Origin of the sequence: Prevotella intermedia ATCC 25611 = DSM 20706 (genome assembly GCF_001953955.1) — a bacterium.
In the GTDB taxonomy this organism is placed as follows: Bacteria; Bacteroidota; Bacteroidia; order Bacteroidales; family Bacteroidaceae; genus Prevotella; species Prevotella intermedia.
Window position 1 is genome coordinate 262,295 of sequence record NZ_CP019300.1, and the last position, 16,698, is coordinate 278,992.

At 43.2% G+C, this 16,698-nt stretch carries 11 protein-coding genes and 1 pseudogene; 6 read left to right on the forward strand and 6 right to left on the reverse strand.

Annotation, left to right across the window (positions count from 1 at the left end):
- Positions 1 to 122: 122 nt before the first annotated feature.
- From BWX39_RS01160 to BWX39_RS01170, 3 genes are all read right to left on the reverse strand, one after another.
- Positions 123 to 1,256 (reverse strand): AAA family ATPase, encoded by a 1,134-nt coding sequence (locus tag BWX39_RS01160; protein ID WP_028905539.1) that lies wholly within the window; start codon positions 1,254 to 1,256, stop codon positions 123 to 125.
- Between the two features lie 514 nt (positions 1,257 to 1,770).
- Entirely contained in the window at positions 1,771 to 2,745 is a 975-nt protein-coding gene (locus BWX39_RS01165) for a phosphatase PAP2 family protein (protein ID WP_028905540.1), read from the reverse strand.
- Between the two features lie 30 nt (positions 2,746 to 2,775).
- On the reverse strand, positions 2,776 to 3,786 hold the full coding sequence (locus BWX39_RS01170) for an NAD-dependent epimerase/dehydratase family protein (protein ID WP_028905541.1): 1,011 nt from the start codon (positions 3,784 to 3,786) through the stop codon (positions 2,776 to 2,778).
- A 75-nt stretch (positions 3,787 to 3,861) separates the two neighbouring features.
- On the opposite strand from BWX39_RS01170, the pseudogene rnr reads away from it, so the two are divergent.
- From rnr to BWX39_RS12315, 6 genes and pseudogenes are all read left to right on the forward strand, one after another.
- Positions 3,862 to 6,137 (forward strand): annotated as a pseudogene (rnr, locus tag BWX39_RS01175) (ribonuclease R).
- An 8-nt stretch (positions 6,138 to 6,145) separates the two neighbouring features.
- Positions 6,146 to 6,958, forward strand: coding sequence for a hypothetical protein (locus tag BWX39_RS01180; RefSeq protein ID WP_028905543.1), 813 nt, complete (start codon positions 6,146 to 6,148; stop codon positions 6,956 to 6,958).
- A gap of 449 nt (positions 6,959 to 7,407) precedes the next feature.
- Positions 7,408 to 9,105, forward strand: coding sequence for an RluA family pseudouridine synthase (locus BWX39_RS01185; RefSeq protein WP_028905544.1), 1,698 nt, complete (start codon positions 7,408 to 7,410; stop codon positions 9,103 to 9,105).
- Between the two features lie 488 nt (positions 9,106 to 9,593).
- A complete protein-coding gene (locus BWX39_RS01190) occupies positions 9,594 to 10,403 on the forward strand; it encodes a DUF3108 domain-containing protein (RefSeq protein ID WP_028905545.1) in 810 nt (269 codons plus the stop codon).
- Between the two features lie 101 nt (positions 10,404 to 10,504).
- Positions 10,505 to 12,976 (forward strand): outer membrane beta-barrel family protein, encoded by a 2,472-nt coding sequence (locus BWX39_RS01195; protein ID WP_028905546.1) that lies wholly within the window; start codon positions 10,505 to 10,507, stop codon positions 12,974 to 12,976.
- Positions 12,977 to 13,255: 279 nt separating this feature from the next.
- Entirely contained in the window at positions 13,256 to 13,456 is a 201-nt protein-coding gene (locus tag BWX39_RS12315) for a hypothetical protein (protein WP_076123162.1), read from the forward strand.
- Between the two features lie 53 nt (positions 13,457 to 13,509).
- Here BWX39_RS12315 and BWX39_RS01210 read toward each other — a convergent pair whose 3' ends face one another.
- From BWX39_RS01210 to BWX39_RS01220, 3 genes are all read right to left on the reverse strand, one after another.
- Positions 13,510 to 15,411: a 4-hydroxy-3-methylbut-2-en-1-yl diphosphate synthase gene (locus BWX39_RS01210; RefSeq protein WP_028905548.1), complete on the reverse strand. Its 1,902-nt coding sequence runs from the start codon at positions 15,409 to 15,411 to the stop codon at positions 13,510 to 13,512.
- 118 nt (positions 15,412 to 15,529) lie between these two features.
- Complete coding sequence (gene purE, locus BWX39_RS01215; protein WP_028905549.1) at positions 15,530 to 16,036, reverse strand: 5-(carboxyamino)imidazole ribonucleotide mutase; 507 nt, start codon at positions 16,034 to 16,036, stop codon at positions 15,530 to 15,532.
- Positions 16,037 to 16,062: 26 nt separating this feature from the next.
- Positions 16,063 to 16,680: a phosphatase PAP2 family protein gene (locus BWX39_RS01220; protein WP_014709183.1), complete on the reverse strand. Its 618-nt coding sequence runs from the start codon at positions 16,678 to 16,680 to the stop codon at positions 16,063 to 16,065.
- Positions 16,681 to 16,698 lie beyond the last annotated feature (18 nt).

A 16,698-nucleotide genomic window follows, 5' to 3' on the forward strand; every position in this document is an offset into this window, starting at 1 on the left:
TACATTTATACTTTGTAATTACGTTTTTCTTATTTTATAATTGAGTTTCCGCAAAGCCATAGTTATGTTTTTAAAAGCTCGAACCTTCCAAACAGCAAGTTAAAGGCTTAGCGGAAAGAAGATTATAGCATTACTTTTCTTTGTATCCATTTGGCAAAAACGGGGTCGGTCATTACCGTTTCTTCTCCTCGTTTCTCTATTAAATCGCGCTCCAACAGAGCCGTTTTCAGTCGGTTGATATTAGAATAACTGCCTAATTTATACTCTTCGCGCACTTCAGAGAGTCCAAAATCCTTCGTAACTCCAGACGCTATGGCACGTAGGAAATTCAACTGATACTCCGAAAGTGGTTCTATCATCTGCATAAAAAGAATTTCGTTCGTTGCCAAAAGGTCGTTCATCGCCTGCTTCACATCTTCTTCGGTTACAGTTTCTCCCTCTTCCTTCTGTGTGAACACAAGCCAAGAAAGCTGCTGAACGTATGCCGAGTAGTTCTCCGTGAACTTGCAAATGTCTTTCGCCAACGCACGACTAATCGTTCTTTTGCCGTCTGCAAAGTGGCTGACAATATATTCCACCCAATCGGCTGTTGCTATTTTATCCAATGAAATAATATCGCCAAACTGGTAGAAAGGCATACTGCGGTGCAGGAATATAGCACTCATAAGGTGATGTTTGCTTCCGAAAAGACAATACGACACCTGCTTTTGGTGCTGCCATACAGTTCTCAAGCGGGCTTGTATTTGCTTGCTGTTCGCCATTTCTCCTATCTGTTGAAACTCGTCTATGCAGATAACAATGCGTTTCCCTTTCTTTATGGCAATCTTTTCAGCCATTCCCAACACTTCTTCTGGTGTATGCGTCTTGGGCGTAATGCCTAAAGAAATGGCAAAATCGGCGTTAGGTTCCGGGCTGAAAGAGATTTTAGGAGTAAGCCGATAAATAAATTCCTTAGCCTCTTCGAGCCACAATTCGTACTTCGAAGCAGTCTGTTTCAACACCTCTGCAGCCAATTTATTGTAGAAATCGTATTCGCTTTTACAGCCAAATATGTCCAAATAAACCGTAATAATATCTTCCTCGTCAAGCTTATTGCAGACATGCTTCACCAACGAGGTCTTTCCCAATCGCCTCGGCGACATCAATATAACGTTGATACCACCTCTGAAATTATCCAACAGACGCTTTGTTTCCTGCTCTCTTCCGATGAAATTATAATCGGAAACAGCGACTCCATAAACAAATCTCTTGCACATAATATGATGTTTTTAGTTCATCTGACGTTTGCAAATATAGCAAAAAAAAAGCAATCACACAAGTTTGTGTGATACAAACTTGTGTGATACCAACTTGTAGAGCCAATAATCAAAGCGTAAATTCGATGCAAGAATTACGCTAATATACTATTTATAAGATACTTAAAGAAAGAATTGATTACGATTCGATATGCTTATAATGAGAAAGAAGTGAAGTTTCTTCGGCAAGTTCTTACACCAAATTCACGCTATTCCATGAATAAAAAGAAGCTAATAAAAGTGTAAATATTTTTCACAAGCTTATCTATTACGTAACTATCTAACCGTCAGTGTATTACAAAACCTATTGTTTTGCGTTCCAAAAGCGGCTGTTTTGCACGGTAAAAGTGTAGGTTTTGCATCGCAAAAGAGCCGCTTTCGCAACGTCAAAGCGCAGTTATCACTTTTTAACAGAATTATCTTTACAAAACTGATGCACTTCAACAGCGATGTATGGCAAAAATAAAAAGGAGCTTTACCGCTCCTTTTTCACCATTCCCCTTGTAAAATAGAACAACGGGAGATATACCAAGACTGCCGAAACAACACCTGCTACGGCGTCTACAAGATAGTGCGCTTGAATGTAAACCGTAGCGCAGCAAAGGAAAAAATAGAGCGGAGCGAGCACGGCAAGCAACTTGTAATTGCGTGCATGTCCTATCAAGAACATACAAATGGTGCTGATTCCAACGTGCGAACTTGGGAAAGCTGCCGTTGGACGCTCGCCTGCTGCCTTGGCATCTTCTACTAACTGGTAGAAAAAACCGTCGGTATAACCGGGGCTTGGCAAACAGTCTTGATGCAGATTGAAGTAGTCGTGCACGTTAGGAAATACGCCTGCTACTATATTCTCCATTCCTACTGCCTTATAATAGAACGTAGGACCTGCCACAGGAACAAAGATAAAGACCACATAATAGATGAAAAACGAAGCCAACATGATAAAGGCTACACGTTCGAATTCCTTGTAACGCCATATAAAAAAGTAAAATACCGTCAGCGCAATCATAGGATAATAAGCCGCATAACCCATATCGAAAAGCTCGCTGAAGACAGCATCGGGCAACTCTTTAGAGAACAGCAATGCTGGCTGATAGCCAAAAATATTCTGTTCCCACTGTGCAAACACGTGGTCGAGATTAGGCAAAAGCCTGTTGAATTCGTAAGTATCGGGATACCACCACGCAAGCAAGCCGAGCTGTGCAGCCACTCTTGCAAGGCGAGTGAAGCGACAGGGGAAGATACGGTACACCAACCACAGTGCAGCCGTTATGGCAACGATGCGCAATCGCCCATAAATCATAGCTTCGGGCGTCTCCATTTTGGTGTAAAAAAACAGAATCAGCACGAACGTGAACACCATATAAGCTGCCGCTGCCCACTCTATTGCCATCAATCCCTTTAGCGGTTTCTTCTCTATTCGGAAGAGGTCGAGTATGAATTTTACCATTTTTATCCTTAATATCAGTTATCCTTCTTTTTAAATCCAACCATTCTCTTTATACCAATCCATCGTTTCTTTCACGCCTCGCGCTAAGTCGTACTGTGGATTATAGCCGAGGTCGTCGATGGTTGGCTGTATGTTGCAACGCCAATTCCGCTGCTTCAGTATTTGATACTTATCGTTGTTCAGCGGCGAAAGCTTGCCCGTTATACGGCCTAATATATCGCCAAAGAAAGTAACGATGCGCAAAAAGGCGATAGGAGCCTTTATTCTAATCCGCCAAGGCTTGCCCAATTCAGCGTGAATAAGATTGCTGAAAGTGGTGCTTTGATATACTTTTCCGTCGGTAAGGAAGTACGCACGCCCTGTTTTCCCCCTATCAAGTGCGAGGAAAACAGCTTGCACAAGGTCTTTTACATAAACAAACGTAATGTCCTGACGCTGAAAACCCACCGAGAAATCAGTATGTCCCTTTATCGATTTCGCCATTAGGAAGTAGTCTTTCTCCCTCGGTCCGTACACACCCGTAGGACGAAGCGTTATGTAAGGCAACGTTTTTCCGTTGCAGGAAACGCTTGCCAATACTTTCTCTGCCTGCAATTTACTCTCGCCGTAAGCCGTATTGGGGCGTGGAATATCGGTTTCGTCAATGTCCTTGTAGGGCAATTGCTCGTGAATGGCACCGTAAACGCTGAGGCTTGAAACGAAAACGAAACGCTCAAGCGGCATGTTCAGCGATAAAAGCGCATTTGCAAAATGCTGCGTTCCTTGTGTATTGATGCGGAAGAAATCGTCCCTCTTCACGCATTTCGTAGCTCCTGCCGCATGCACAACGTAGTCGAAGCAGTACGGCCGTAGCTGTTCGATAAGCCGTTCTTCCGACGAAAAGTCAAGCTCAATAAAGTTTATGCGCTCGTCTTGCAAGTATTTGCGCGACGAAGTAGCACGCATTGCTGCCCACACTTCCATGTCGTGGCGCAATGCTTCCTCAACGATGAACGAGCCAATAAAGCCCGAAGCTCCTGTTATTAATATTCTTTTTTTCATTAAAATAATGTGAAACGCTTGCAAAGATACGAACTTTTTTGTTACTTTGTAAATATAATTAAAGCGCAATTGACAATGGGAAAGGAAAAAAAGAGTAAAAGACGATTGACGAAAGCAGAACTTGCTGAACAGATAAAAGGTTTTTTCCAAACGCAACCAGACGAGACTTTTAGTTTAAAACATATATTCAAAGCCTTAAAACTAACTACGCACCCCCTTAAAATGCTTGCCATTGACGTGATGGAGGAAATGGCGTGGGACGACTATCTTGCGAAAGTCGGCGAGAATGCTTACACGCTTAACACCAAAGGACAAGTGCAAGAGGGTGTCTTTCTTAGGAAATCGAACGGTAAAAACTCTTTCCTTCCCGACGATGGTGGTACTCCTGTTTTCATTTCAGAGCGCAATTCCATGTCGGCACTCAATGGCGACAGGGTAAAAGTGCAGTTCTTTGCGCGCCGTCGCAACCATATAAAGGAGGCAATGGTTATCGAAATCTTGCAAAGAAAGAAGGAAACCTTTGTCGGACGACTGCAAGTAGAACCCGAAATAGCTTTCCTCATAACGCAGGAAAATCTCTTTGTGCACGACATTCTTATCCCAAAGAAAGCCTTGAATGGCGGAAAGACCGACGACAGAGCCGTTGTTAGAATTACGAAATGGCCCGATGCAAACCATAAGAACCTTGTGGGCGAAGTGGTAGACATACTCGGACAGGCAGGCGACAATGATGTAGAGATGAACACAATCCTTGCGCAATACGGCTTGCCTTACAAGTATCCGAAGGCAGTGGAGGAAGCAGCAGAAAAGATTAGTGCTGAGATAACGCTGCAAGACATTGCCGAACGCGAGGATTTCCGCAATATTTGGACTTGCACCATCGACCCTGAAGATGCGAAAGACTTCGACGATGCGCTTTCCATTCGTAAGTTAGAGAGTGGCTTATGGGAGGTTGGCGTCCACATAGCCGATGTTTCTCACTATGTAAAAGAGGGCGATATAATCGACAGGGAAGCACAAAAGCGTGCCACATCTATCTATCTTGTAGACCGCACCATACCGATGTTGCCCGAACGTCTTTGCAATTTAATATGTTCGCTCCGCCCCAACGAGGATAAATTGGCATACAGTGCCATCTTCCAATTAGACGATAATGCGGAAGTAAAGCACTTCCACTTGGCACACACCATTATAAAAAGCGACCGCCGTTATGCTTACGAAGAAGTGCAACAGCTGTTGGAAGACAATGGCGTTGCAGACGGAACAGGCGAACCAGCACCCACTCCAGGCAAGGAAGGGTATAAGGGAGAGTATGCCGAAAAACTCATTATGCTCGACTGTCTGGCAAAGAAGCTGCGTGCAGAACGCATCAAGAAAGGTAGCGTGAAGTTCGATTCAGAAGAACTCCACTTCGATATAGACGAACACGGAAAGCCTACCCGTTGTTATTTTAAGCGTTCGAAAGACGCCAATAAGCTCATCGAAGAGTTTATGTTGCTTGCCAATAAATACGTTGCACAGCACGTAGGAAAGGTTGTACGTGGCAAGAAGGCAAAGACATTGCCCTACCGTGTGCACGACAATCCCGACCCACAGAAGTTCGAAAACCTTCGCCAGTTCTCTGCAAAGTTCGGCTACAAGCTGAAATCGTCGGGCACTAAGGGCGCAACAGCGCGTGCATTGAACGCATTGATGGACGAAGTGGCGGGCAAAAGCGAACAGAAGGTAATTCAAACTGTTGCCCTGCGCTCTATGATGAAAGCAAAATATACCACACACAACATAGGGCACTTCGGACTTGCATTCGACTATTACACCCACTTTACATCTCCCATACGCCGTTATCCCGACACAATGGTGCACCGCTTGCTCACTCGCTACGAGCAGGGGGGCACTCTGCCAACCAAGACTACATTGAAGAGCTTTGCGAACACAGCTCGGATATGGAGCAAGTGGCACAGAATGCCGAACGCGATTCCATTAAATACAAGATGGTAGAGTTTATGGGCGACCACCTCGGCGAATGCTACGATGCCCACATCAGCGGCATTCAAAGCTATGGTATCTATGCTGAAATAGACGAAAACCACTGCGAAGGTATGATACCGATGCGCGATTTGGACGACGATTACTACGAATTCGACGAGAAAAACTATTGTCTTGTCGGGCGTCGCCGCCACCACAAGTACCAATTGGGCGACCCTATACGCATTCAGGTGGCAAATGCGAACTTAGAACGAAAGCAGCTCGACTTTACCTTAGCTGACGACCAAGAGGACAAGATGCCCACAAGAGCACCTCTGAACACTAAATCGGGCAGACCGACAAAGGTACGAAGAAGACGCAGATAAACACGTAAATGATGATGAAACGACTCGAAATAGCAATCGTTTGCCTGCTCATAGCACTTGCTGCACAGGCACAAGAACAGCAATATCTTCGACTGAAGGGCTACTACCGTGTTTATCAGTCTACCGACTTTATGCTTAGCTATTTCATCGACGGTATGGTTGAAATGTATGTACCGCTCGATACAACCGCCAAGAAAGCGACCTTCGTAGACCGCAAGTTTCTTGGCGAACGCCGACGAAAAGCCAAACAAGCCAATGGAGACGAAACGTTTGTCCGCATAAACATGCCAGCTTTAGAGTCGGTACCACTCATCGAAAGCATTAAAAGCGAGGAATATTCCACCCGAAACAATGGCGACATTTACCGCTGGGCTGACAAATGCGGTACGATAACCCTGCACAAGTTTCCCGACCAAAAGATTGCAACCACCGGAATAACCATTAAAATGGATAATCTGACGGGGCAACGCAACCACGAAATAGAGATGAACCAACTGAAGATGTATGGCATCATTGCACGTATGACGCAGTTCGACGAGCAGGAAACCTATGCAGAACACGCAGGAACATACACCTTAAACGATTTGTTCTCGGCGCACAAGCACCAAACCTTTATGGCGCGCTACCGTGGCGAGGACGTAGACGAACAGATAGATGTATGGTCTGATTTTTACGTAATCGACCGAACCACAATATCTGAAAAGGAAATGAAGCGCATTAAGAAAGCCAAAAACAACACACTAACTTTCAATATCCCCCCTTCTGTCCCACAGTTAGACGATAATATCTTACAGGCGTGGACACAAATGGTGGAATATTAATTTCTAAACGAAACGATTTGCAGCTGCCTATATTCAGCATTTGCAAATCGTTTTTTTTATAACGTTTTGTAAAGATAATTCTGTTAAAAAGTGATAACTGCGCTTTGACATTGCGAAAGCGGCTGTTTTACGATGCAAAACCTACGCTTTTACCGTGCAAAACAGCCGCTTTTGGAACGCAAAACAATAGGTTTTGCAATACGTTGATATACAGATAGTTATATAATAGTTATACTTGTGAAAAATATTTACACTTTTATTGTTTGTTTTCCGATTATAAAACAAGAAATTCAGGCGTATTTTATACTCGTATAAGTAGATTGTCTTGCATTGAATAATCTAAATAAAAAATGTTCGTAAACATAATATTTGCAGTGTGGGAGCAGTATTGCGAACGAAAAGCAGTATATTTGCAAGGCTATTCTTTAATAGGATAAAAACAGCGGAAAATGGAAGATAAGTGTTTTCATAGATTGCCAAATGGCAATGAGGTGGCAGCTTTGGGCAAGGCGAAAGTCTTTCCCAATCCTTTCTTTTACGAACCTTCTCCGCTTGCACGCATTGCTGCCACTTTGTTGCAACAGTCGCTCCCTGTGCTGAAAGAGGGCAAAATGTTTGGCGTTCTAATAGTGGAAAACAAGGGCGAGTTAGGTTATCTGCAAGCTTATTCGGGACAATTGGAAGGTGTTAGCGACGATGGTTTCGTGCCGCTTGTATTCGATTACTTGCAGTCCGATGGATATTTTAAGACGCACGAAGCTGAAATAACGGCATTAAACTGCGAAATTGAAACGTTGAAGCAGTCGGACGATTATGCAAAAGCAGTAAAAAAACTTGCCGACCTTAAAGTTGAAGCGCAGAAAGTTGTGGCAGAGGCACAGCAGGCAATGGCAGTAGCGAAGCAGTTGCGCGACGAACGGCGGAAGAAAACCTTTGTTTCGGAGGACGAACAAAAGGAAATGATTCGCGAAAGTCAGTATATGAAGGCAGAATTGCATCGAACCAAGAAGCGGTATGCAGCGTTGTTGGAAACGGCAGAAGCAGAAACGGAGGAGTATAACAAGAAAATAGCGCAGCTGAAGAATATTCGTAAACGCAAGTCTGATGAACTTCAACGTTGGCTTTTCTCGCAATTCACTTTCTTGAATGCAAAGGGCGAGCGTAGCGACTTGCTGTCTATCTTCCGCAATTACTATTTGCAACATAGTCCGCAGTCGGTACTCGCCACGCATTTTGCCACTATGGGCGAACAGGCGACGCTGTTTCCACCATCTGGAACGGGCGAGTGTTGCGAACCAAAACTGCTTCAATACGCTTTTTCGCACGGTATGCGCCCTGTGGAAATGGCAATGTTCTGGTGGGGAGAGCCGCCGAAAACCGAGATACGGCAGCACGGACAGTTCTATCCAGCGTGCAATGGGAAGTGTAAACCCTTGCTGACGTGGATATTAAAAGGTATGAATGTGGCTGCCAATGCGTTGGAAACGGAAAGCGAACAAAGTATAGATATTGTTTACGAAGACCCCGATTTGGCAATTATAGTGAAGCCAAGCGGTATGCTCACCATGCTTGGGCGCAGCAACCGACCATCTGTTGAAACCATCTTGCGCCAACGATGGAACAACAACGATACGCCCATCATCGTGCATCGCCTCGATATGGCAACCAGCGGACTACTTGTGGTGGCACGAAACAAACAAGCACACAAGCATCTGCAGGCACAATTCAAGGCAAAAACAGTTAAGAAACGCTATGTAGCCTTGCTATCTACCAAGTTGTTAGATAGGGTTGAATTGCCCAAAAAAGGCACTATTTCGCTACCATTGTGTGCCGATGTACTCGACAGACCGCGCCAGATTGTAGATAGAAACAAAGGAAAATCAGCCATTACACATTATAGAATAATAGGAAAAACGCCTTTGTCAGACAGTCGTTATAGCGAGGCAGTAAAGGTGGAACTAAGTCCTATAACAGGGCGCACACACCAATTGCGAGTTCATTGTGCACACCCTGAAGGTTTGGCGTGCCCCATTCTTGGCGATACGCTATACGGAAAACGTGCAGACAGACTCTACCTGCACGCCGAATATCTTGAATTTACGCACCCAACTACGGGAAAACGCATTCGTTTCGAGAAGAAAATATAAGGTAATGGTTCGTATTCAATAGAAACTTATTGGTAGAAACAACTTTTCGTTTTGTTGTTGAAAAGTAGGCATTGAGAATTTTCAAATGTGGATAACTTTATGGATAACTCGGTTAATAACTTTAAAATAATCTCTGACTTATCCACAACAAACAAGACGGAACAAAGTTATAGAGAATAAACACAGAGTTATTAATGTGCTTTTATAGAAGTTTTACACAGCTTTTGTAAGATAAAAGATATAAACTTATTATCTTTGCAGGATAGAGTGGAAATGTGGATAACTGCAAATATTGGTTGAATATCAATAAGAAAGCAAAGCATAGGAGTGTGGATAACTTTTATTCACGGGTTGATAACCAAATATGCAAGGAATTGATAAAAAACTTATAAACGATATCCACAACCTATCATACTACTATTTTCTTTTTTCTTTTGAAAAGAATAAATAAGAATATAATGTAACGAACAAGAAAAATGGGGAATAAGATGAAAAAGTTAAAGTTTTATATAGCGTCTGTTTTATTGTTGCTTTCTGTATCAGCTTCGGCACAATGCTCGTTTCGCAACACGGCTTTCAATGATGGTGAATACTTGAATTATAACCTTTACTTTAACTGGAAATTTGTTTGGGTAAAGGTAGGAACAGCCTCATGGTACACCGTTTCATCTATTTACGAAGGCACACCTGCCTATCGTGCCTCGCTTACAACACGTGGAAACGGAAAGTTGGACAACTATTTCGTAATGCGCGATACACTGCTTTGTTACAATACAAAGGACTTGGCACCGCTTTATTATCGCAAAGGTGCAAAGGAAGGAAAGCGATATACGGTAGACGAAGTGTTCTATTCTTATCCGAATGGGAAAGTTCAGACAAAGCAACACCGAATAGACAACGATGGAGAACAACATTGGAAAACCAGTTCGCAAAAGGAATGTGTTTACGATATGATGAGTATTTTCCTGCGTGCACGAAGCTTTAATCCTGCAAGTTGGAAGAAAGGATATGTTGTAGACTTCCCATTGATAAGTGGAAAAACTCTGTTGCCAGCACGAATAATATATAATGGTAAGAAAACAATAAAGGCTGACAACGATAAAAAATATCGTTGTTTGGAGCTTGCTTACTATGAAAAGGAAGACGGAAAGTGGCGCAACCTTGCCAATTTCTTTATTACCGACGACGACAACCATATTCCTGTTCGTTTGGATATGAATTTAAAGTTTGGTTCTGCCAAGGCTTTTCTTATATCAATGAAGGGAATACGCCACAAAATAGCATCGCAAGTGAATTGAAAACGCTTTTTCGTCGAAAAGAATAAGCGAAGTGGTCGAAAATTGTTTTCGACCTTTTTATATTATAGTTATCTTTGCAGCAAAATAAAAAACAACGAACAATGAGGATAAAGAAAACATTACTGACATTGGCATTGGTGTGGATAGCCACAGCTATGAATGCCCAAACGACAACAATTACAGGCGAATTGCTTGATTCGCTTACGCGTGAAAGCGAACCGTTTGCTACAATTCGTGTGTTCAAAGGTGGAAAAATGGACAAGCCTGTTGCAATGTCTGTTACCGACGACGGTGGTAAAATATTGCAGAAGGTGGACGGAACGGGCAACTTTACTGTTACAATCAGTTCTATGGGACGTAAGATGATAACACGAAAAGTGCACCTTAGCGCTGCAAATCCTACTTTAAGCCTTGGTACTATCTTGGTGCAAGACGATGAAAAGATGATGAAGGGTGTGGAAGTAGTAGCACAAAAGCCACTCGTAAAGATGGAAACCGACAAGATGAGCTACGATATAGAGAATGATGTGGACAGCAAATCGAAGACAGTGCTCGATATGTTGCGCAAGGTTCCGATGGTAACGGTAGATGGACAAGACAACATTACCGTGAACGGACAAGGTTCTTTCAAAGTCTATGTAGACGGAAAGCCGAACGTAATGTTCTCTGCCAATCCTTCGCAGATATTCAAATCGATGCCGGCCTCATCTGTCAAGTCGATTGAAGTTGTTACCAACCCAGGTGCAAAGTACGATGCCGAAGGTGTCGGCGGCGTGCTGAACATCGTTATGAACAAAACTACTGGAACTCAACAGAGAATGAATGGTTACAACGGAAATGCGAGTGCGATGGTAAGCAACTTTGGTTGGCGTGGCTCTATGTTTGTCAGCGGACAGCAAGGAAAACTCACTTACAGTATCAATGCGATGCACAACCATATGGAAACCAATGATGCAGAAATTACAAACGAACGTACTTCTACCGACGGAACAAAGATGTATTCGTTCCAAAAGAGTAGGACAAAGGTGCCTTTCAATATGGCTAACATCAGTTTAGGCTACGAATTGGATTCTATGAGCAACATTGGTGCTTCTATTGGATTAATGGATTACAGTATAAAAACTATGGGACACCCTATTACAACCTTCTCAGGTGGAAAGTTTGGCAGCGGTTTCTCGTATGGCAACGACATGATGTCGCTCAATAAAAGTACTTCTTTCAATGGAAACGTAGACTATCAATGCTTCCTGAACAGTGAACGAACAAGCAATATAACCTTGAGTTATTTGTTCACGACAGCTCCTGCAGCAACCGAAAGTCGCAACATTTATGACCCATTGCCAACAGGAATACCCCTCAAACTGAACAATCTCTACTCTGATGCAGATACACGTGGCACAGAACACACGTTCCAAACCGACTATACAACACCGTTGTCGAAGAACCAAACACTTAATGCTGGTGCCAAATTCATTGGTCGCAGAAACATTTCTGATTCTAAATTCTATAATATTATAGACGGTAAGGAAGTCTTCGATACCAACAACAGCGTGAATTACAAGAACAAACAGAGTATCTTAGCTTCGTACATAGAGTATAAACTCACGTTGGGAAAATTTAGTGCAAAGGCTGGTACACGCTACGAACATACATGGGAGAATGTCGAATTCATACTTGGAAAGGGCGATAATTTCAAGAAGAACTATGGTAATTTGGTTCCTTCAGCAAGTTTCACTTATAATATCGGTGCTGCTATCAATATCGGTGTGAACTACAGTATGCGCATATTGCGCCCTGGAATTTCGTTCCTCAACCCTTACATCGACCGTTCTACACCGACTGTACTCAGCTATGGCAATCCAAACCTCGATGTGGAAGAAAGCCACAACGTTAGTCTTGTGTTCAATGCCTTTACTCCGAAGTTTATGATAAACCTTACTTTGGGCGAAGCATTTGCGAACAACCAGATAGAACAGTATTCGTTTATGGACGCCAACGGCATATTGAACACTACCTACGGCAACATTGTACGCAGTCGTTGGACCAACTTCAGCACGTTTATAAACTATTCCATAACGCCAAACACGCGTATCTACCTTAACGGTGGCTTCGATTATGGCGATATGCGTTCCGATAAACTCAACCAAAAGAAGCATGCTTGGCAGGCAATGGCATTCATCGGACTGCAACAAACCTTGCCTTGGAACGTGAAGATGAGCATCAATACGGGTGGTATGACGAAGCGACACACCTTGCAAGGACACGGAAGCAGTTTCAATATGATAAACATTGCCTTGGCAAAAGACTTCTTCAAGGAAAAGCTGAATGTAAGTGTGAACTACTTTACACCATTCTCTGGCAAGATGGAATACACTCAACACAACGAAGGTACCGACTTTACACAAAAGATGAATATGGTTATACATGTTCAGCAAATAGGTTTAACCCTTACATGGAACTTCGGTAACACCAAGAAACAATTCCAAACAAATAAGAGCAACATATCTAACGACTTCCAAGAAAAGAAAAACGACAATCAAGTTGGTGGAGTTGGCACTGGAATAGGTATGTAATTTTCCAATTGAATTTGACTTTTAAGTCGATATAATAACTGATACAAATAAATATGGCGTCATATCCCAAAGGGTATGACGCCATATTTGTTTTCAATAGAATTAAACCAATAAGATGCTTAAAGAAAGAACTGATTATAATTCAATATGCTTATAATCAAAAAGAAGTGAAGTTTATTCGTTTAGTTCTTACACCAAATTCACGTTATGCAATGACCGAAAAGAAGGTAATAAAGGTGTAAATATTTTTCGTAAAGATAACTATCGCTTAACTCTCTAATCATCAACGCATTACAAAACCTATTGTTTTGCGTTCCAAAAGCGGCTCTTTTGCACGGTAAAAGCGTAGGTTTTGCAATGCAAAACAGCCGCTTTCGCAACGCCAAAGCGCAGTTATCACTTTTTAACAGAATTATCTTTACAAAATTAAACAGAAAATCTCTCACAGTTTCAGTAGGAAGTTTCCTAAAGAATACTTGAGAGATTTTCTGTTTAACCTATTTTCTTATACCGAACTAACGTATGTTATAGCTTTATTTTTGGTCGTTTTTAATCAGTGCAAGCAAATGTTCTACGGCATCTTCTTCGGGTATGTTCTTCTCTACGCATACCTTTTTGCGGTACAGACTCACTTTTTTCAGACCTGCACCGACGTATCCATAATCGGCATCAGCCATTTCGCCGGGACCGTTTACAATGCAACCCATAATGCCAATCTTTAAGCCTGTCATACCTTTTGTGGCTTCTTTTATGCGTGCAATGGTGGTGCGGAGGTCGTAAAGCGTGCGACCGCAACCAGGGCAAGATATGTATTCGGTCTTCACCATGCGTAATCTGCCTGCCTGAAGAATGCCAAAAGCAGTTTGCTCCACATCGTCTTGCGAAATGTTACCATTGTTCATAAGCCACAAACCGTCGGTCAGTCCGTCAATCATCAATGCGCCCATATCGGCGGCAGCAGATAGTTGGAATTGTTCTTTTGCGCTTGGTTCGTTGGCGTTTTCATTGCTTTCGTCAGCCGAGAATTGGTACATCTGTGCAAAAACGACAGGGTTTTCCACGCCTGCAATTATCATTTGGTGAACCAACGCACGCTGTTCGGCGAGCTTGTTCTGATGAGAACTTACGCAAACTACCACTACTTCGGGGTGGTATTTCAAGCAAGCGAGAAACTCTTCCGACGGTGTTCCATACTTCAGAACCAAGAATTTCATCTTCGACTTCACGGTTCCGATGAACGGAATGGCAGGAGTTGGGAAGATTGGGAAAACGTTTTCGGAAGGCAATTCGCCCTTTGCTGCCAATTCAATATAGGCATTGTAGTCGATAATATATTTCTGTCCGCTCTTCAGCTCTGCTGGTAACGCATCGTTTACGTAGATGTAATCGGGCGTTGGAAGCGTAGAAGCGACGTCGGCATTTTGTTCTTTTGTGTTGCGGGTAGCTATTACAACAGGAACGTTTTCGCCACCGATGTTTTCCACTGCCTTGGTTTTTCTGCGTTCAGGGCGCAGATAATCGAAGTCTTTGGAGGTTTCGGCAGGAACAATAATATGTCCTTTCTTCTGACGAATATAGCGTGCCAAGTATTTTGCAACAGGTATTTCGCATTCGGGTTCTTCGCTTAGCGACACGCGGATAGTGTCGCCAATGCCGTCGTTCAGCAGCGCACCAATGCCCACAGCACTCTTTATGCGTCCGTCTTCGCCCTCGCCAGCTTCCGTAACGCCAAGATGGAGCGGATAGTTCATACCCTCTTTCCCCATTTCAGCCACAAGAAGGCGCACCGAACGCACCATTACCACCGTGTTGGAAGCCTTGATGGAAATAACAATATCGTTGAAATCGTGCTTTTTAAAGATACGCAGAAACTCCATACAGCTCTCTACAATGCCTTCGGGCGTATCGCCATAACGCGACATAATACGGTCGGAAAGGCTGCCGTGGTTTACACCTATGCGCACCGCCGTATGATTTTCTTTGCATATCTGAATAAAAGGTGTTAGGCGGTCTTCTATTCTTTTGAGTTCTTTGGCATATTCCTCGTCGGTATATTCCAATATCTTGAATGTACGTCCGGGGTCTACATAGTTGCCAGGATTAATGCGAACCTTCTCTGCATACAGTGCTGCCACGTCGGCAACATTCGCATTGAAGTGAACATCGGCGCAGAGAGGTGTCGTAATACCTTCTGCACGCAGTTGCGCATTAATATTCTTGAGGTTTTCTGCCTCGCGTTTTCCTTGTGTAGTAAGTCTTACAAGCTCACCGCCCGCAGCGATAATGCGCTTTGCCTGCGCCACACTCGCCTCGGTGTCGTTGGTGTTTGTGGTTGTCATTGATTGGATTCTGACAGGATTATCGCCTCCCATATCCAACGCACCAACGTGTGTAACAGAACTTTTCCTACGTTCGTAATTGAATAAATCTATCATTTTTACCTTTCGAGCGTTAAGTTTTAGGGTGTTGAGCAATACGAATAAAGACGTACGGTTGAAGCATTTCAGCAATGCTTACGCTTGTCTTAACCTTCGATGCTTGGGTTCCTTTCTCTTAACACTTAAATTTATAGTCCTTTATTTCAGCCAATTCTTGGTTGGCTTTTTCTATTTTCTGCCCTAAAGTAGCCTTCCATTGTTCTACTTTCTTAGCAATTTCTTCATCTCCGAGTGCCATCATTTCAGCTGCTAATATCGCTGCATTCTGTGCACCGTTTACGCCTACGGTGGCAACAGGTATGCCTGGAGGCATCTGAATGATGGAAAGCATGGCGTCTAAGCCGTCTAACATACCTTTGATAGGCACACCGATTACGGGCAAAGAGGTTGAGGCTGCAATAACACCAGGCAATGCTGCCGCCATACCTGCACCGGCAATAATCACCTTAATGCCACGTTCTTTCGCCTCTTTGGCAAACTTTTCTACTGCCGTAGGGGTGCGATGAGCCGAAAGTGCATTCACTTCAAACGGTATTTCGTATTGTTCCAACCACTTGCAAGCTTTCTCCATGACTGGAAGGTCGCTTGTAGAACCCATAATAATGCTGACCAATGGTTTCATAATATCTTTGTTTTTATTTTTTGTTTTTATATTAATATGATTGTAAAAAATGCGCTGATGATGCCTAAAAAGAATCCTGCCGTAACCTGTGTAAGCGTGTGTTGTCGCAATATAATGCGGCTCGAACCCACTATTCCCGATGCTATGATGACCAAACAGAGCCACCACACGGGATTGAAACTAAGCATAAAAGAGAATGCCAGCAACGCTCCCAGCACGCCACCAATCGCTGCGGTGTGGGTAGATATCTTCCACCACACGTTGATAATGGCACAAAGTATTTGTATAACCAATGCCACAATCAGGATAGACGTTATCAAATGCGGCAAATGCAGCAGGTTCATGACGTAGAAACAAGTGAAATAGCAGAGTATGGAAATAACGTAGGGCACCATTCTGCGTTCCTTTTGTCCCAACTGTAAAGGCGTCCAGCCGTGGTATTGTCTGTAAAGATGAATGAGCAAACTCGGTATGAGCACGGTGAAAAGATAAACCATCAGTATCAACGACAACTTAACCTGCCACGGAAACATACTCAGGTAGGAGAAAATGAATATCGCCAAGATACCCACAACGGGCAGATAGAATGGCGTGAGTAGCATACTCGCTATTCGTGCAGTCAATATGATGTTCTTTTCGTTCATATTTTTATGTGTCGTACC